We start from the raw sequence: 16324 nt of genomic DNA, 5'->3' as shown, positions 1-16324 counted from the left end.
GTTCCCGCAATATGGATCTGCAATGGGGACTCACGGCGGATGACCGCCAGCGCCCGCTCAAGGCAGGGGCAGCAATATCCGGAAATCCGTCAGTCCAGGCCGGCTTTCGCACTCGATCACGCCCAGGTGCTGTTGCACGAAGGTCTGCGCCAGTGTCAGCCCGAGGCCGCTGCCGCCCTCCCGTCCCGATACCAGCGGATAGAAAATGCGGTCGCGGATCTCGGGCGCGATACCCGGTCCATTGTCGATGATATGCAAGTCTAATGCCAGCCCGTAGCGCACCTTGGCCAGGGTGACCTGGCGCGCCACGCGGGTGCGCAGGACGATCTCGGCGTCGCCGGCCGCGATGCGCCCGGCCAGCGCCTGGGCGGCGTTGTGGGCGATGTTCAGCACCACCTGGATCAGCTGTTCCATGTCGCCCCTGAACTCGGGAATCGAGGCATCGTAGTCGCGCCGGATCGACAGGCCCAGCGGAAACTCGGCCAGGATCAGGCTGCGCACCCGTTCGCACACTTCGTGGATGTTGACGTCGCCCACGATATGGGGTTTCCGGTGCGGCGCCAGCAGGCGGTCCACCAGGGTCTGCAGGCGGTCGGCCTCCTTGATGATCACCTGGGTATATTCGGACAAGTCGGGCTGGTAGAGCGGCGGCAGCTCGAGTTCGAGCAGCTGGGCCGCGCCGCGGATGCCGCCCAGCGGGTTCTTGATCTCGTGCGCCAGGTTGCGGATCAATTCCTTGTTGGCCTGGCTGTGGTCGAGGATGCGTTCCTCGCGGTCGAGCTTGAGCTGCTGGACGTTCTCGCGCAGCTCGATCAGCAGTTCGCCGCCCTCTTCTTCTTTCAGGGCGCTGACGATGCTGTTGACGTGCAGCGGCTCGCGCCCGCTACGGTGCAGGGCCAGGTCCTGGCGCAGGTCGGCATACTGGTGGGCAAGCGCCTGGATGCACAGGGCAGCCAGTTCGGCGCCATTGACGAACAGCTCGGGCAGCGGGCTGCGCTGCATGGATTTGAGCGACAGTTCGAGCAGGTTCTCGGCTGCCGGGTTGGCATAGCGCACCTCGAGCGCCGGCCCTACCAGCAGCACGGCGGATGCCAGCAGGTCCAGGCCCGCCAGCCGTGCTGGCGGCTCCAGCCCGGATGCCGGCGCCGACGCCGCCTGGGCTCGCGATCTCATCGGATATTGGCGATCTCGCGCCGCAGCGCGGCAATATTGCTTTCGGTACGCCCGATTTCGGCGCGCATGCTGGCCACGCGCTCCTGGTATTTGGCATAGTTGCGCTCGTTGCCCTGGCGTTCGGGCTCGCCATTGTTAAATTCGCGGCGCAGCTCGCCCAGCCGCTTTTCTTCCAGGCGCAGCTCGTCGTTGAGGATCTCGCGGCGGTCGTCGTCGCGTACTCGCTGCTGGGCCGTGTCGACGCGCGGGAAGCTGGCCGGGGTGGTGCTTGGCGCCGGCGCCGCGGCACCAGGGCGTGCGGACGGCGTCGACACCGCCGGGATCGGCGCCGACGCCGCTGGCGTGAAGCGCTGGGTAGGGCCGGTATCGATCAGCTGGCAATTGCCGCTCTTGACATCGGTATACAGGCGGTTGCCGTTGGCATCGGTGCAACGGTAGATCTGGGCCTGGGCCGCCAGCGGCGCCAGCGCTGCCAGCACCGCGCACAGCAGGCCGCGGGTACGCCACAGCTTGCGGCGCCGAGAAACAGGAATGGTCGTTCTCATCAGAAATCAGTTTGCACAATAAACGTGCAGCTATTGTAGTCCGGCCGACTATACATGAAGCATGAAAAAACGCGGGGAAAGCCTGCGCTTTCCCCGCGTTTGTTACAGCCGCTTACACCAATTGATACTGTGGCGCAACACTAACCTTCAAGCTCTTGCCGCCTCGATCAGGCCGAATAGTACATGTCGAATTCGGCCGGGTGCGGGGTCATGCGCAAGCGCTGCACTTCCTGCATCTTCAGCTCGATGTAGGCATCGATCATGGCATCGCTGAACACGCCGCCGCGGGTCAGGAACTCGCGGTCCTTGTCCAGCGCTTCGAGCGCTTCTTCCAGCGAGGCGCACACGGTCGGAATCAGCTTGTCTTCTTCTGGCGGCAGGTGGTACAGGTCCTTGGTCGCCGCTTCGCCCGGGTGGATCTTGTTCTGGATGCCGTCCAGGCCGGCCATCAGCAGCGCCGCGAAGCACAGGTAGACGTTGGCCAGCGGGTCCGGGAAGCGGGTTTCGATACGGCGGCCTTTCGGGTTCGCCACGTGGGGGATGCGGATCGACGCCGAACGGTTGCGGGCCGAATACGCCAGCTTGACCGGTGCTTCATAGCCAGGCACCAGGCGCTTGTACGAATTGGTGCCCGGGTTGGTGATCGCGTTCAGGGCGCGCGCATGCTTGATGATGCCGCCGATGTAGAACAGTGCCGTTTCCGACAGGCCGGCATAGCCGTCGCCGGCGAACAGGTTCTTGCCGTCTTTCCAGACCGACTGGTGCACGTGCATGCCCGAGCCGTTGTCGCCATTGATCGGCTTGGGCATGAAGGTGGCGGTCTTGCCGTAGCTGTGGGCCACGTTCCAGATCACGTATTTCATGTTCTGGGTCCAGTCGGCGCGCTCGACCAGGGTCGAGAACTTGGTGCCGATTTCATTCTGGCCAGGGCCGGCCACTTCGTGGTGGTGCACTTCGACCGGAATGCCCATCGATTCGAGGATCAGCGACATTTCCGAGCGCATGTCCTGGAAACTGTCGACCGGCGGGACCGGGAAATAACCACCCTTGACGGTCGGACGGTGACCGCTGTTGCCGCCTTCGATTTCCTTGTCGGTCGACCACGAGGCTTCGTCGGAATCGATCTTGACGAAGCAGCCCGACATGTCGATCTTCCAGCGGATCGAGTCGAAGATGAAGAATTCCGGCTCGGGGCCGAAGTAGGCGGTATCGCCGATGCCCGAAGACTTCAGGTAGGCTTCGGCGCGCTTGGCGATCGAGCGCGGGTCGCGGTCGTAGCCCTTGCCGTCGGACGGTTCGATCACGTCGCACTGCATGAACAGCGTGGTCTCTTCCATGAATGGATCGATGTTGGCGGTGAGCGGGTCCGGAATCAAGAGCATGTCCGACGCTTCGATGCCCTTCCAGCCGGCGATCGACGAACCGTCGAAGGCATGACCCGATTCGAACTTGTCTTCGTCAAAGTGCGAGACAGGAACGGTCACGTGATGCTCTTTGCCGCGGGTGTCGGCGAAACGGAAATCAACGAACTTGACTTCGTTGTCTTTGATCATTTGCACTACGTCTGCAGCCGTCTTTGCCATGCGTATCTCCTGATTGAAATGGGGGTGTCGCGCCATCCGGCTCGCTATTGCTCGTTGACGCGACCACGTGATGTACTCTAAAGCATGAACTGTGCCAAGCTGGCGACATGCGCGCATGCCGTATGCTTCGTTGGAAGCCTGCAGCTTTGATCATACAATTGTCACGCTAGCGGGTCAGTGCTCCGAAAAGTTCGCACCATTTTGGTGCAACCACCAGAGCCTGCACCATCGCAGGGCAGGATACACCGAACCAAGTTGGTGCACCGCTTTTTCTTGTTTATAAAGAATTGACTACCATGAGTACATCCGACGCCATCTTCGCCGCCGCCCGCGAACGCGCCAGCGGCCAGCCCTATGCCGGCGCCGTCACGCCGCAAGAAGCCTTTACCCTGCTCCAGCACGATCCGCGCGCCAGGCTGGTCGACGTGCGCACCAATGCCGAACGCGATTGGGTGGGTCGCGCCGCCGTGCCCGACTCCCGCCATGTGGCGGTGCAGTGGGCCACCTACCCCGGCGGCGTGCCCAATCCCGACTTCGTGGCACAGCTCGAGGCGGTCGCGCGCAAGGACGAGGTGCTGCTGTTCCTGTGCCGCTCGGGCGTGCGGTCGCGCCACGCCGCGCGGGTGGCAACCGAGCACGGCTTTGAACAGTCTTACGACATCCTCGAGGGTTTCGAGGGCGAGCGCGACGCCGAAGGGCACCGCAAGAGCGTAGGCGGCTGGTGCCAGGCCGGGCTGCCATGGATCGGGGCATGATGCAAGACGCTCTCGATCGCCTGGACGCCGCCAGCGAACTGGCCGGCGATGGCCAGTTCGACGCTGCCCTGCGCGAATTACAATGGTTTCACGAGCAAGCACTCGAGCACGATCCTTCGCTGTATGGCGTGCGCCTGTCGTATGCGCTGCACGCCTGGGTCGACCTGGGCGCCGACTATCAACCTGCATTGGACGCCTTGCTGGCAACCCGCGAGCGCGATGCAGCGCTTCTTCTGGCAGGCAAGGGCAAGCGCGGGCTGTTCCATGATGTGGTCGCCATCGACGAAGAGCTGGGCCAGGGCGCGGACACGCATGTCTTGTGCGTCGCGCTGGAGAGAACCGATCCGGTCCTGCTCGCTGCCTGCGCCGACATCGCCCTGCCCGCCATCATCGCCGCCGGCGACTACGCGCTGGCCGAACGCCTGCTGCCCGACCCCGGGGCCACCATCGGCCAGCGCAGCCGCTCCCTGATGAAAACGTTTTCGCGCTGGCGCCGGCAGCATGCGCGCACCATGTTCATCGGCTCGCAGATCGGCATCTACGCCGCCGATGTGCGCCAGGTACTGGAGGTGCTGGTGCAGCGCGGGCGCCACGCCGAGGCGGCGCGCCTGCGCCGGCTGGCGGTGGAGCTGATTCCGGCGACCACGGTGCGCCGCGCGGTGCGCGCGGCGCTTTACGCATCATAGGGTCGGCGGCATCACCGGCACCTGCAAGCCCGAGCCGCGATACACCCGCTGCGTCGCCTTGACGAAATCCTCGGGTTTGGCCTTCGGGATATAGGTGAATGTCTGCGGATTCAAGTCCACCAGCGGGAACCACGAGCTTTGCACCTGCACCATGATCCGGTGGCCGCGCCGGAAGGTATGGTTTACCTGTCCCAGCTCGAAACTGAGCGTTTCCTGCTTGCCGGGCGTGAATGGCTCCGGTTTCTCATAACTGTTGCGGAACTTGCCCCGCAGCGGATTGCCGCGCACCAGCTGCTGGAAGCCGCCCATGTTCACCGTGGGTGGGCCGACGTCGTTGCCGCCCGGTTTTACCGCCGGCGTCGGATACTGGGCCGGATACACATCGATCAGCTTGACCACCCAGTCGGCATCGGTGCCGGTGCTCGACACGAGCAGCTTGGGCACCACCGGCCCGGCGATCGTCACGTCTTCTTCCAGCACCTCGCTCTGGTACACCAGCACGTCCGGACGGGTCGCGGCGAAGCGCTGGTCCGACACCATGTATTCGCGCGGCACGCCAGTGGCCGCGTAACCGATGTAGGGTACCGGCTTGCGCGGGTCGGCCACATACTCGTCGTAAGCGGCGCTGCCGGCGCCCGGCTGCTGCCAGCCCAGCGTGCCGTTCGGGCCGAAATAGAGCGTGCGCAGCTTCGCCGGCGCCGGCGGCCAGGCCGCATAGGAGCGCCAGACATTGGTGCCAGTCTCGAATGCGGTCACGGCGGCCAGGCTGCGGGCCGGCTTGACGCCCTTGAGGTGCTGCTCGAAGAACGGGAACTGGATCTCGCGCCGGTAGTAGTCGCCGGTGTTGGCATCGAACGAGACGTTGCCCAGGCGCGCGCCATCGCTCTGATTCCAGCCGCCATGCACCCAGGGGCCCATCACCAGCGCATTGGGCGTGCCCGGATTGTATTTCGCGACCGCCTTGTGAATCGCGAACGGGCCGGCCGGATCCTCGGCATCGAACCAGCCACCCACCGTCAGCACCGCGGCCTTGACGTTCTTCATGTGCCGCGTGATGTCGCGCGCCTGCCAGAACTGGTCGTAGGTGTCGTGCTCGATGGTCGGCTCCAGCAACTGGCGCTGCTCGGCGCTCATGCTGGCCAGGATGTTCGGCAGGGTCAGGCGCTTGAGGAAGAAATCGTAACCGTCGGCTTCGCCGTAGTCGAAGCCGGAACGGCTCCTGGGCGGCAGGGTCGGGTTCTTCATCGGCAGAAAGCTGCTATAGAAATCGAAATTCGCAGCCAGCATGAAGGCGCCGCCGTGGTACGAATCGTCGCCCATGTACAGGTCGGCGATCGGCGCCTGCGGCGAGGCGGCCTTGATCGCCGGGTGCGAGTCGATGATGCTGGCGGCTGCATAAAAGCCCGGATAGCTGATGCCCCAGATCCCGACCCGTCCGTTATTGTTCGGCACATGCTTGAGCAGCCACTCGACCGTGTCGTACATGTCGGCGCTTTCCTGCCCTTCTCCTGCGGCGCGCCCGGTCTTGATGTGCGGGGTCATCTCCTGCCAGGCGCCTTCCGACATGTAGCGTCCGCGCACGTCCTGGGTGACGAAGATGTAGCCTGAATTCTCCAGCTCTGGCGTCGGGCTGAGCGCCTCGGGGAACCAGTCCACGCCATAACGCTGCTGGCCTTGGGCCCGCACGCCGGCGCTATACGGCGTGCGCTGCACCAGGAACGGATAGCGTTTTGTGCCGTCCTTCGGCACGTACACCGCAGTGAACAGCTTGACACCGTCGCGCATCGGGATGCGGTATTCGTATTTGGTGTAGTGCTCGCGCGTGCTGCGTTTCTGGGCTGGCGCATCGGCGCCAGCGGCAACGGCCGACGCATGCGCGGCATGCACGCCTGCACCACAGGCGAGCAGCACGCCCAGCGCAAGCGCGGACAGGGGACGACGGATCATGGCTTCCTCGGGGAGTCTGGACAAAGTCCGCCAGTGTAATCCGTTTCGGGGCGTGCCTGGCCTCGGCCGCGTGGGCTGCGCTTCAGCGCACGCACTGTCGCTGGGCGCCCACGCTGCCCGCGGGCGGCTCGATCATCGGCATCAGGCTAGGCGCCAGGGTGACCAGCAGCTGCACCGGCAGCGCGCTGGTGAAGTCGTAGTTTTCCGACTCCGGGCCCTGTACATAGGCGGTAATGCTGCCGAAGAAGCGTTCGCCAATATTGAAGACGAAGGTCGCCGATCGGTTGACATAGCGCGACTCGATCACGCGCCCGCCGCGGGCATAGACTTCGAAGCGCTGGTCGCCGGTCCCGGTCTTGCCGCCCAGCGCAATGATGCTGCCGTCGGACTGCACGAACGCGGTCTTGACGCGCTTGGCGGTACCGTCCGACACCACGCCCTGGATCGCGTCGGCCACCGCCCGCGCCACTTCTGGCGCGAGCACCTGCTCCTTGCCGCCGCCCTTGGCGCGTTTTACCAGGGTCTCGTACGGGGTGTCCTTGGCGAAGTGCAGTGAATCGATGCGCTCGACCGGCTTGCGCACGCCGCCATTGACGATGATGCCCATCAGTTCGGCCAGCGAATTGGGCCGGTCGGCCGAGGCTCCCAGCGTCGTCGCATAGGACGGCACCAGCGAGTCGAACGGATAGCCCATTTTCTTCCATTGCGCATGGATCTTCAGGAAGGCTTCGACTTCGAGCAGGCCGGCGATACGCTTGTCCTGCGCATGCTTGCGGTGGGTCTTGAACAGCCATGAATAGACTTCCTGGCGCTCCTGGACGCTGGCACCAGTCACCTCGGTCCAGCCGGCCTTCGGGTGGGTACGCAGGTAGCTCACCAGCCACAACTCGAGCGGGTGCACCGACGACACGTAGCCACGGTCGGCCAGCGACATGTTGCGCGGGTCGTACATGCGGTACATTTTCGGGATACGGTCCGGATCCATGTCGTTCGCCGACGGCAGCGATTTCTCGATGAATTCGGCGAACTGGGCTTCGGTGGCGTTGGGCGCGATGGTGCGGTGCGCCGCGGCCAGCTTCGAGGCCAACGGGCGCACGCCCGAGAACAGCAGCGTTTCCATCTCGGCCGGGGTCTTGCCCTTGTACTTGTTCCAGAACTTGGCCAAAAAGTCCTTGCCCTCGCGGTCGGCGAAGCGCGACAGGTAGTCGGCCCGGCGCGGATCGTCGGCATCGGCCAGCAACTGGGCCGAGGAACCCGGCAGTTGGAACATGTAATAGCGCACCACGTCGCGCATCATGCGCACGAACACCAGGTTGGTCGACTGGCGCAGGGCCTCGGTCACCGTCATGATCTTGCTGTTATCGAGCCGGCTGAAGTTGCCGAAGGTGTGCAGTCCGCCGCCGGTGAAGAAGGATTCACCCGGATTGGCCGAATACTTGCGCTCCATGGCCGCTGCCAGCATCGGCGCCAGGCCACGATCGGCGCCCTCGGGCAGGGTGCGGAAATACTCCAGCGCCCATTGCGACATGCGGTCCTTGGCGTCGAGCTCCACGGCCATCAGGCCGATTCTATCCATCGGTGCGAAGCGCTTGTGCAGCTGGTCGACGATGTCGAGATAGGTCACAAGAGTGCGCAGCTTGGCGGTGGAGCCAAGGTCGAGCTTTGCGCCCTCGTTGATGTCGAGCGGCTGGTCGTAGTTGTCGGTCTGCACGCGCAGGTAGTTGACGTGTTCGCCGCGCTCCATCAGCGTGAAGCTGTAGACCACCTTGGCCGGGTCGCCGTTGCCGAGCAATCCCTTGCCGGTCAGGCCGGCGGCCTTCGCGTGCTCGGCGTCGGACAGCTTGCGCAGCGCCTCGGTGACTGCGCCCTGCGCCTGGGAGTCCAGGGTCGACACGACCGACAGATCGAGGCGGTCGAGGTTGTACAGGCGCGAGTCGCCCACCAGGTAGCCGAGATGGTTGCGCACCGCGTTGGCCGCCTTGCGCGACACGAAGGCGTCGGCCCCAGGCGCCGCCACGCCCGAGCCCTGGGCCGGATGCAGCTGGACCTTCAGCGCGGCATCGCGCAGTTGCGGCGAGATCACATTGGCCTGGGCCAGCACCCGCAGATGGCTGTTGGTCAGGGTCTCAAGATCCTTCTCGCCCGCGCCCAGGTAATACGCCGGGCGGCGCTGCGCGATCATCAGCGACAGCGCTTCCTTGTACGCGGTGACGGCCTCGGTGGTGTCCATCGGACCCTTGAGCATGCGGCTGAGCTGGTCGAAATTACGACCGTACCAGACCCACATGCCATCGCCGATGCCATTGACTTCGCCATAGCCCGGCTTGGCCGAGAGCGGCACCGTATTGAGGTAGTCGAGCACGATCTGGCGCCGCGCCCGGGTAGTGTCTTCGCCGTCCTGGTAGGCGCGCAGCGTGGCCGAGGCCATTTGAATGAGCTTGTCTTCGAGCGAGCCGGTGCGCCCTTCCGGCGAATGCCGGTATTTTTCGATCTGGGTCGCCAGCGTGCTGCCGCCGGCAACGCGCCCGGCGCCACCCAGGCCGACACTGCTCAGGGTCTTGTCGAACACCGCCTTCGAGAATCGGTCCCATTCGATGGCCGGGTTGCGGCGCGGGTAGGCTGGGTCGAGCAGTTCGCGGTTTTCGATGAACAGCAGGCTTTGCACCAGCAGCGAAGGCGCGTCGTCGAACTTGTGATAGAACCGCTCCGGGAAACGCGACGCGAACAGCGGCTGGGCGCGGCAATCGAGGATCTCCAGGCCAACCTTGGTTTTCTCGTGGTAGGTGGCATACAGGCCGCGGTCGGCCATCTCGACCATCTTGGGCGAGATACGGGCCTGGGCTTCAATCAGGTAGCCGCGCGACTCGAGCCTTTGCAGGTAGGCCGGGATATTGGCATAGCCCAGGCGCGTGTCGTAGGGGCTGGCGGCAGGAAAGCGGATCGACGGGCTGGCGCCCTTGTCCATGCGGAAGTTCAGGTCGGCGGCGATTTCGGCGAAGATCTGGGCCTGGAGGCGGGAGGTGCGCACTTCGCGCACGGCCCAGGCGGCCAACACTGCCACCAGCACCAGCAAGATGCCAATCAGCCAGAACTTGAGGCGGCGCTTGCGCGGCGCGGGCGGGGGCGTATCGCCGGACGAATCCGGGCCATCCGGCGGCTCGGGCGGGGGCACAGGCGCGCCGCCGGCCACTGCCAGGTGGGGAAATGCTTCGTACAGCGGCACATCGCTGCCGCCCGCAGATGCGAGTACAGGTGCGCCGCCAGGCAACGCGTGGGCGGAACGTCCGCGCCACTTGCCTACTGCGCGAAACACATTACTAGGCCGTCCTAGACGGCGGATACTTTCCATGATGGCTCAACCGGTTTGAATCAATATTCGCTCAATCCTCGCCAACCTGCTCGCCATCGTTTGCTGCTGGTTTGTTCGAGTGATTGCGTCGTCGTCAGTTCGCAAAAACGGGCGTTGCAATCTCACTCCGGATTGCACCACCACAGGCATCATTCCACCACATCAATACCCCAGGCGCGAGGCGCGGTTTAACAAAACTGACCCGCACGCTCTATTTTCGCAAAAAAACAACGGCAGACTCCGCCGAACGGCATGCAGTCCTACAAGGGTCAAATGCACGCTTTAACGCGCCATCCAGACTGCATTGTAGCCAATGCAATCCTTGCCCGTCCGGGTTCAGGGCGGCGCCGCCGGCGCCAGTTCGGTGCTGCGCAAGTCTTCGAGGGCGCCCAGGCAGTAATACTGGAACCAGAGCCCGGCGAACAGGAAAATCATGACATAGAGCCACAACGACAGCATCGCCAGGAAAGGAAACAGCACGATCGACAGCAGCGCCCCGCCCATCCAGACGATGCCGGGCAGCGCCCCGGCCAGGCCCGAAGCGAAGCCGATCGCCAGCAGTGCGCCGCGGTGGCGCCGCATCAGTTCGCGGCGCTCCTGGGAGCTGGCATGCGCGGCCAGGGCGTCGTAGCTCATCACGCGCGAGGTCACCCAGGCCCACAGGCAGGCCTGCACCAGCCAGGCCACCGGCGGCAGCGCGTACAACGGCAGCGTGAACAGCCAGAGCACCGCGAACACCGCCGTGCTGCCGAGATTGACGGCGACGCTGCCCAGGAAAGAGCCGCCCTGCTTCTTCGCCAGCGCCGGATAGTGGTTGAGACCGACATGGCGCTCGATGACCGGCATGGCGATCATGCCCATGAACAGCAGCGCCGATCCGATCATCAGCGGCAGCAGCAGCGCGATCGCCACCAGCGGCACGACCATCACCTTGAGCACGCCCAGGCCGAGCATCGCCAGCATGCTGCCAGTCGACTGGAACATGTCGTATTGCACAAACGCGGCGTGCAGCCAGTCGAGCAGCGGCTGCAGGCCGGTCCAGAGCAGCGCGCCCCACAGCAACAGCGACAAGGCCAGCGGCGCGCCGGACAGAAAGATCATGCGGCGCGAGAACTGGGCGCGCAGGGCGCGCCGGTAGGCGGTGCCGACGCCGCTCATCGCGACATTGGCGGCGACGCCGAACACGCTTGCGGACCGGCAGGGTAATTGGGTGGCAGCATTGCGGCTCCTTGCTTGGTTTGCATGATTGCCATTTTACGCACATCGCCGCCGGCGCAGCCATTGGCATGCGCGCGGACGATGCACTACAATCGCCGTTCAACTTGAACAACAAGGAAGACCATGTCCACCCATACCACTGATTCCGGCCTGCAATACGAAGACACCGTCGTTGGCACCGGCGCCGAGGCGAAAGCCGGCCAGCACGTCACCGTCCATTACACCGGCTGGCTGCGCAACGATGATGGCAGCACCGGCACCAAATTCGATTCGAGCAAAGACCGCAACGACCCGTTCCAGTTCGCGCTGGGCGCCGGCCACGTGATCCGCGGCTGGGACGAAGGCGTGCAGGGCATGCAGGTCGGCGGCCAGCGCCGCCTGACCATCCCGGCCAGCCTCGGGTATGGTGCGCGCGGCGCCGGCGGCGCCATTCCACCGAACGCCACCCTGATCTTCGACGTCGAACTGCTGGCGGTATAAGCAGCAGCTAGCATGACCTCCGGGCGGCGCCGCTGCAGGCGCCGCCCGAGCATCCCCTCTAAAGTTCATCCCGTTTGGGCGTGAACACGCTCGTCCTGCGCTAACATGCCCCGGCCTTTTCATATTGCCAACGCAACCACCACAGGAGTTTTCATGAGCTTGCAAGAACAGTTTGCCCAGGCCCAGGCCGAATCCAAGAACCTGCCGGAACGCCCGGATAACATGACCCTGCTGAAGATGTACGCACTGTACAAGCAGGGTTCGAGCGGCGATGCCACCGGCGAGCGCCCGGGCATGACCGATTTCGTCAACCGCGCCAAGTTCGACGCCTGGGCTGCCCTGCAGGGCACGGCGCCAGACGACGCGATGCAGCAATACATCGACCTGGTCGAAGAGCTCAAGGGCTGATCTTCAGGAAGCCGGCAATGACGCCGGGGCCGCCCTGTGGGCGGCGCAGGCTCGCCTGAGTCCCCAGGTGTTGCCCGCCAGGGCGGGCAATGCATTCATCAGGCCGGCACAAACACCTTGCGCATTTTTTCCGCCACCTTGGCCTCGATGGCCGAGGCGAATGCGCTCATGAAAAAGCCCAGCCGGATCTGCAACGCGGCGCGCCCGCGGTCCAGGGTCAGGGCTCCTTCGACTCCACTGCGCTCGAAGCGCAACACGTCGCCATCCCATATGCACTCCAGTCCGTATTCGGTGGAGATGCGCTGCGCCACCTGCTGGGCCGCTGCGCGCGCCTGTTCCGCACTCAGGTTGTGTTCCTGGACGATGCTAATTTCCGACATGCTGGCTACCCTTCTTGTACCGGTTCGAGACAGCCCGCCATGATGCCAGCTAGAAGCGAACTCGGCCAGTCCAGCAAGGCCGTCCCCTCCGCTTTAAATAATTGACTAGAGTCAATGCCCGCATTGCCCAGCGCGCGAACATGCTCGAGCCGCCCGACATTTCGCAAGGAGCAGTCATGGAACCAGGAGCCCTCTTGCCGGACGCGCTGGCCACGTTGGACAGTGAGCAGCCGCCGGTCCGCTTCATCCCCACGCCCAGCGCGCCCTATTTCCAGCAGCATCGCGCCGCCCGGCTGCTCGAACAAGCGAGCGCCCCGGGGCACGTCGACGAGATGTCGGCCGAAGCACCGTCCCTGCCGCATGCCTTCGGCGCGCGCGTGCTGATGTGGAAGCAGGACCCGTCGGTGGGCGAGATCGGCACCCGCCGCGCCTACCTGCCCGGACCGGTGCTGGCCGGTCCGCGCGACGCCCGCATCGCGCCAGGCAGCCCCGGAATCGACCCGGTCGAGCCGAACGCCTTTGGTGATTTCGTGACCCAGCCCGACACCCCGCAGTTCGACGCGGTGCACACTTTCGCCGTGGTGCGCCAGACCCTGACCATGTACCAGCGCGCCTTGCTCGGCGCCGGCGTCGACATGCCCCTGCCCTGGCAGTGGAATACCAGCATGGACACGCGTCCGCTGACGGTCTTTCCTCATGGCCTGCCGAACGTGATGAACGCGTTCTACAGCCGCACTCAGGCCTGCCTGAAATTTGGCGACTTCATTCCGAATGGCGTCACGGCAGGCGCCAGTGCTCCCGAGTCGGCACGCGTGTACACCTGCCGTTCGTTCGACATCGTGGCCCACGAAACCGCGCACGCAGTGCTCGATGGTCTCAAGCCGCTCTGGCTGCAGGCCGACGCCCCGCCCCAGACCGGGGGCCTGCACGAAGCCTTCGGCGACCTGACCGCGATCTTTTTGGCGCTGTCGCAGCTCGACCAGTGCGAAGCCGTGATCGCCCAGACCAAGGCCCACCTGCACGACCAGACCTTCCTGTCCGACATCGCCGAACAGTTCGGGATGGCGCTGGGCGGCACCACCGGCCTGCGCAACGCCGACAACGACCTGACCCTGGGCCAGGCCGGCACCCAAGTGCACGCGATCTCGCAGGTATTCACCGGCGCCATCTACGACGTGCTGGCCGACATGTTCGCCCACGAGCGCAATCCTGCCCTGGACGACTGCGCCGCGGTACTGCACCGGGTGGCGGGCTACCTGCGCGGCCTGTTGCTGCGCGCCCTGATCGGCGCGCCCGAGCGCGCGGCCAGCTATGTGGACGTGGTCAATGAGATGCTGCGCATCGTCGCCGAAGACGGCAAGCCGGACATCTACGCCGCCTTCATCCGCAATCAGTTCGCGCGCCGCGATGTCGTCGAGCCGCCGCCCCACGGCTCGGCGGCGGCGATCGGTGGCGAGCAGCTGCTGCCCAAGGTCTGCGACGCACCCGGCGCACGCCAGGACCGGCGCGCCTGCTGCGGCACCATGAACCTGCCCGAATACCGCAAGGTGGGCCTGGTTCTGGATCGCGAAGCGCAGGCGCTGGCGCAGTGGTGCGCGGCCAACGGCCGCCTGGGCGAATGCACGCTGGCACCGGGGCCGGCCACGCCAGCGCCCAGGCCGGAGCAATCATGAAGATCAGCGCCCGCGCCTGTGGCGGCTTTGCCGGACTGGCCGAAGCCTACGACCTCGATACCGGCTCCCACCCCGCCGGGGGCGAGTTCGAAGACCTGCTGCACCAGCTGGATTTTTTCTCGGCAACACCAAGCTGCCCGGTAGGCGCCGACCTGCCGCGCTGGGAAATCACGGTCGAGGACGGACCGCGCTGCCACACCGTGTTCCTGCGCGAAGATGGCAGCGGCGGCAACTGGCAAACCCTGCTCGAGCGCCTGCGCAGCAGCGCTTGAGGCCAATTGCGCTGCGGCGGCGCCGTGCACCAAGCCTGCTGTGCGCCGCCATGGCCAAGATTTGCTTATATATATTGTGTATAAGGCCAATTTGTCGGAAACCGTGAATTGCCCTAAAATACAGTGCTTTGCCATGTCCCGCCGGCCCACTCAGCGCCCGGCGACGCGACGCGCCACCAACTGATAGGACTGTTATGACCCACGTTGTCACCGAATCGTGCATCCGCTGTCGTTATACCGATTGCGTCGATGTATGCCCGGTAGATTGTTTCCGGGAAGGCCCGAATTTCCTCACGATCGACCCCGACGAGTGCATCGACTGCGCCGTCTGCGTCGCCGAGTGCCCGGTGAATGCGATCTACGCGGAAGAAGACGTGCCGTCCGACCAGCAGCAGTTCATCAAGATCAATGCCGACCTGTCGCGCTTCTGGCCGTCGATCACCAAGACCAAGCCGGCCCTGCCCGACGCCGAAGAGTGGAAAGACGTCAAGGAAAAGCTGGACCAGCTGGCCCGTTGAAGCATCGAGCCGGCCAGCAGGCCGGCGGCGCGCCCTGGCCTGCGCTCCAGCCCGCCCTGAGCGCGGCTTCGTCAATCGTGGCACACTAGCGGCCACCGTCAGACTCACACCCAAAAATACACAGGATTCAAGCGCATGACTATCAGTGCCTCCCACGAAGCGGGCAGCATCGCTCCCAACAGCTCGTTCGCCGGCGCGGTCGATGCCGACGCCGTGATCATCGGCGCCGGCCCGGTCGGCCTGTTCCAGGTCTTCGAACTCGGCCTTCTCGAAATCAAGGCCCACGTCATCGATTCGCTGCCGGCCGTCGGCGGCCAGTGCGTGGAGCTGTACCCGGACAAGCCGATCTACGACATCCCGGCCGTGCCGGTGTGTACCGGCCAGGAACTGACCGACAACCTGCTCAAGCAGATCGAGCCGTTCGAGCCGACCTTCCACCTGAACCAGGAAGTGACCACCGTGCAGCGCCGCGAAGACGGCCGCTTCAACGTCGAGACCTCGGCCGGCACGCAGTTTATTACCAAGACCATCTTCATCGCCGCCGGCGTCGGCTCGTTCCAGGCGCGCACGATGAAGGTCGATGGCATCGAGAAATTTGAAAACAGCCAGCTGCACTACCGGGTCAAGGATCCCTCGATCTTCAACGGCAAGAACTTGGTCATCTGCGGCGGCGGCGATTCCGCGCTGGACTGGGCGCTGAATTTTGTCGGCAAGGCCGAATCGGTGGTGCTGCTGCACCGCCGCGAGGACTTCCGCGCGGCCCCTGCCTCGGTGGCCAAGATGAAGGCCCTGTGCGACGAATACGAGATGCAGCTCATTACCGGCCAGGTGGTCGGCTTCGATGAAACCGACGGCAAGCTCAGCGAAGTCAAGGTCACCGGCGCCGATGGAGTTACCCGCCGCGTGCCGCTGGACATGCTGATGGTCTTCTTCGGCCTGTCGCCGAAGCTCGGCCCGATCGCCGAATGGGGCCTGGACATCGAGCGCAAGCAGCTCAAGGTCGTGGATACCGAAAAGTTCGAGACCAATGTGCCCGGCATCTTCGCCGTAGGCGACATCAACACCTATCCAGGCAAGAAAAAGCTGATCCTGTCGGGCTTCCACGAAGCCGCGCTGGCCGCCTTTGGCGCCGCGCCCTATATCTTCCCCGACAAGAAGATTCACATGCAGTACACGACCACCTCGCCGAAGCTGCACAAGATCCTCGGCGTCGAGAGCCCGGTATTCGACTAAGCCCTTGGCTCCGCTCTAGAAATGCCGCCCGGCGCAAGCCCGGCGGCATTTTTCATTGCCGCCGGGGATAGTCAAAGCGCTATACTCGTTAGCTATGGATGAGC

General features: G+C 64.7%; 15 protein-coding genes. 8 read left to right on the top strand and 7 right to left on the bottom strand.

What is annotated here, in order from left to right; genetic code table 11:
- Nucleotides 1–57: 57 nt before the first annotated feature.
- The 3 genes from glnL to glnA all read right to left on the bottom strand — a co-directional run bounded on the left by glnL (nt 58) and on the right by glnA (nt 3301).
- On the bottom strand, nt 58–1173 hold the full coding sequence (gene glnL / locus NRS07_RS05930) for a nitrogen regulation protein NR(II) (protein ID WP_259211786.1): 1116 nt from the start codon (nt 1171–1173) through the stop codon (nt 58–60).
- Nucleotides 1170–1718: a DUF4124 domain-containing protein gene (locus NRS07_RS05925; RefSeq protein ID WP_259211785.1), complete on the bottom strand. Its 549-nt coding sequence runs from the start codon at nt 1716–1718 to the stop codon at nt 1170–1172. Before NRS07_RS05925 ends, glnL begins: the two co-directional genes overlap by 4 nt.
- A gap of 167 nt (nt 1719–1885) precedes the next feature.
- The gene (gene glnA / locus NRS07_RS05920) at nt 1886–3301 is read right to left on the bottom strand and encodes a type I glutamate--ammonia ligase (RefSeq protein ID WP_259211784.1); all 1416 of its coding nucleotides are present in this window, start codon (nt 3299–3301) and stop codon (nt 1886–1888) included.
- A 296-nt stretch (nt 3302–3597) separates the two neighbouring features.
- Between glnA and NRS07_RS05915 the strand changes: the two genes are divergently transcribed.
- Both NRS07_RS05915 and NRS07_RS05910 read left to right on the top strand, forming a co-directional pair.
- Nucleotides 3598–4056 carry a rhodanese-like domain-containing protein gene (locus NRS07_RS05915; RefSeq protein ID WP_259211783.1) on the top strand — a complete coding sequence of 153 codons (459 nt, stop codon included), beginning with the start codon at nt 3598–3600 and terminating at the stop codon, nt 4054–4056.
- Nucleotides 4053–4742, top strand: coding sequence for a hypothetical protein (locus NRS07_RS05910; RefSeq protein ID WP_259211782.1), 690 nt, complete (start codon nt 4053–4055; stop codon nt 4740–4742). The genes NRS07_RS05915 and NRS07_RS05910 overlap by 4 nt, the downstream gene beginning before the upstream one ends.
- Here NRS07_RS05910 and NRS07_RS05905 read toward each other — a convergent pair.
- The 3 genes from NRS07_RS05905 to NRS07_RS05895 all read right to left on the bottom strand — a co-directional run bounded on the left by NRS07_RS05905 (nt 4737) and on the right by NRS07_RS05895 (nt 11223).
- Nucleotides 4737–6689 (bottom strand): CocE/NonD family hydrolase, encoded by a 1953-nt coding sequence (locus NRS07_RS05905; protein ID WP_259211781.1) that lies wholly within the window; start codon nt 6687–6689, stop codon nt 4737–4739. The two genes, NRS07_RS05910 and NRS07_RS05905, sit on opposite strands and share 6 nt — an antisense overlap.
- Nucleotides 6690–6771: 82 nt before the next feature.
- A complete protein-coding gene (locus NRS07_RS05900; protein WP_373889868.1) occupies nt 6772–9861 on the bottom strand; it encodes a transglycosylase domain-containing protein in 3090 nt (1029 codons plus the stop codon).
- A 513-nt stretch (nt 9862–10374) separates the two neighbouring features.
- On the bottom strand, nt 10375–11223 hold the full coding sequence (locus NRS07_RS05895; RefSeq protein WP_307729923.1) for an EI24 domain-containing protein: 849 nt from the start codon (nt 11221–11223) through the stop codon (nt 10375–10377).
- Nucleotides 11224–11379: 156 nt separating this feature from the next.
- Between NRS07_RS05895 and NRS07_RS05890 the strand changes: the two genes are divergently transcribed.
- Both NRS07_RS05890 and NRS07_RS05885 read left to right on the top strand, forming a co-directional pair.
- Complete coding sequence (locus NRS07_RS05890; RefSeq protein WP_259211777.1) at nt 11380–11736, top strand: FKBP-type peptidyl-prolyl cis-trans isomerase; 357 nt, start codon at nt 11380–11382, stop codon at nt 11734–11736.
- Nucleotides 11737–11889: 153 nt separating this feature from the next.
- Nucleotides 11890–12144 carry an acyl-CoA-binding protein gene (locus NRS07_RS05885; RefSeq protein WP_259211775.1) on the top strand — a complete coding sequence of 85 codons (255 nt, stop codon included), beginning with the start codon at nt 11890–11892 and terminating at the stop codon, nt 12142–12144.
- A 98-nt stretch (nt 12145–12242) separates the two neighbouring features.
- On the opposite strand, the gene NRS07_RS05880 is transcribed toward NRS07_RS05885, so the two are convergent.
- A complete protein-coding gene (locus tag NRS07_RS05880) occupies nt 12243–12524 on the bottom strand; it encodes a polyhydroxyalkanoic acid system family protein (protein ID WP_259211774.1) in 282 nt (93 codons plus the stop codon).
- A 176-nt stretch (nt 12525–12700) separates the two neighbouring features.
- On the opposite strand from NRS07_RS05880, the gene NRS07_RS05875 reads away from it, so the two are divergent.
- The 4 genes from NRS07_RS05875 (at nt 12701) to NRS07_RS05860 (ending at nt 16220) form a co-directional block, all read left to right on the top strand.
- Nucleotides 12701–14197, top strand: coding sequence for a hypothetical protein (locus tag NRS07_RS05875; RefSeq protein ID WP_259211772.1), 1497 nt, complete (start codon nt 12701–12703; stop codon nt 14195–14197).
- Entirely contained in the window at nt 14194–14469 is a 276-nt protein-coding gene (locus tag NRS07_RS05870) for a protealysin inhibitor emfourin (protein ID WP_259211770.1), read from the top strand. The genes NRS07_RS05875 and NRS07_RS05870 overlap by 4 nt, the downstream gene beginning before the upstream one ends.
- 194 nt (nt 14470–14663) lie before the next feature.
- Nucleotides 14664–14987 (top strand): ferredoxin FdxA, encoded by a 324-nt coding sequence (fdxA, locus tag NRS07_RS05865; RefSeq protein WP_171087777.1) that lies wholly within the window; start codon nt 14664–14666, stop codon nt 14985–14987.
- A gap of 135 nt (nt 14988–15122) precedes the next feature.
- On the top strand, nt 15123–16220 hold the full coding sequence (locus NRS07_RS05860; protein ID WP_259211769.1) for an NAD(P)/FAD-dependent oxidoreductase: 1098 nt from the start codon (nt 15123–15125) through the stop codon (nt 16218–16220).
- Nucleotides 16221–16324: the final 104 nt, after the last annotated feature.

Source organism: Massilia sp. H6, assembly GCF_024802625.1.
Classification (GTDB): Bacteria; Pseudomonadota; Gammaproteobacteria; order Burkholderiales; family Burkholderiaceae_D; genus Telluria.
This window is presented reverse-complemented; position numbering and strand designations above follow the sequence as displayed.

What these genes read in the sequence shown, in the direction of transcription:
- glnL (WP_259211786.1), bottom strand. Translation starts at nt 1,173, where the DNA reads ATGAGATCGCGAGCCCAGGCGGCGTCGGCGCCGGCATCCGGGCTGGAG.
- NRS07_RS05925 (WP_259211785.1), bottom strand. Translation starts at nt 1,718, where the DNA reads ATGAGAACGACCATTCCTGTTTCTCGGCGCCGCAAGCTGTGGCGTACC.
- glnA (WP_259211784.1), bottom strand. Translation starts at nt 3,301, where the DNA reads ATGGCAAAGACGGCTGCAGACGTAGTGCAAATGATCAAAGACAACGAA.
- NRS07_RS05915 (WP_259211783.1), top strand. Translation starts at nt 3,598, where the DNA reads ATGAGTACATCCGACGCCATCTTCGCCGCCGCCCGCGAACGCGCCAGC.
- NRS07_RS05910 (WP_259211782.1), top strand. Translation starts at nt 4,053, where the DNA reads ATGATGCAAGACGCTCTCGATCGCCTGGACGCCGCCAGCGAACTGGCC.
- NRS07_RS05905 (WP_259211781.1), bottom strand. Translation starts at nt 6,689, where the DNA reads ATGATCCGTCGTCCCCTGTCCGCGCTTGCGCTGGGCGTGCTGCTCGCC.
- NRS07_RS05890 (WP_259211777.1), top strand. Translation starts at nt 11,380, where the DNA reads ATGTCCACCCATACCACTGATTCCGGCCTGCAATACGAAGACACCGTC.
- NRS07_RS05885 (WP_259211775.1), top strand. Translation starts at nt 11,890, where the DNA reads ATGAGCTTGCAAGAACAGTTTGCCCAGGCCCAGGCCGAATCCAAGAAC.
- NRS07_RS05880 (WP_259211774.1), bottom strand. Translation starts at nt 12,524, where the DNA reads ATGTCGGAAATTAGCATCGTCCAGGAACACAACCTGAGTGCGGAACAG.
- NRS07_RS05875 (WP_259211772.1), top strand. Translation starts at nt 12,701, where the DNA reads ATGGAACCAGGAGCCCTCTTGCCGGACGCGCTGGCCACGTTGGACAGT.
- NRS07_RS05870 (WP_259211770.1), top strand. Translation starts at nt 14,194, where the DNA reads ATGAAGATCAGCGCCCGCGCCTGTGGCGGCTTTGCCGGACTGGCCGAA.
- fdxA (WP_171087777.1), top strand. Translation starts at nt 14,664, where the DNA reads ATGACCCACGTTGTCACCGAATCGTGCATCCGCTGTCGTTATACCGAT.
- NRS07_RS05860 (WP_259211769.1), top strand. Translation starts at nt 15,123, where the DNA reads ATGACTATCAGTGCCTCCCACGAAGCGGGCAGCATCGCTCCCAACAGC.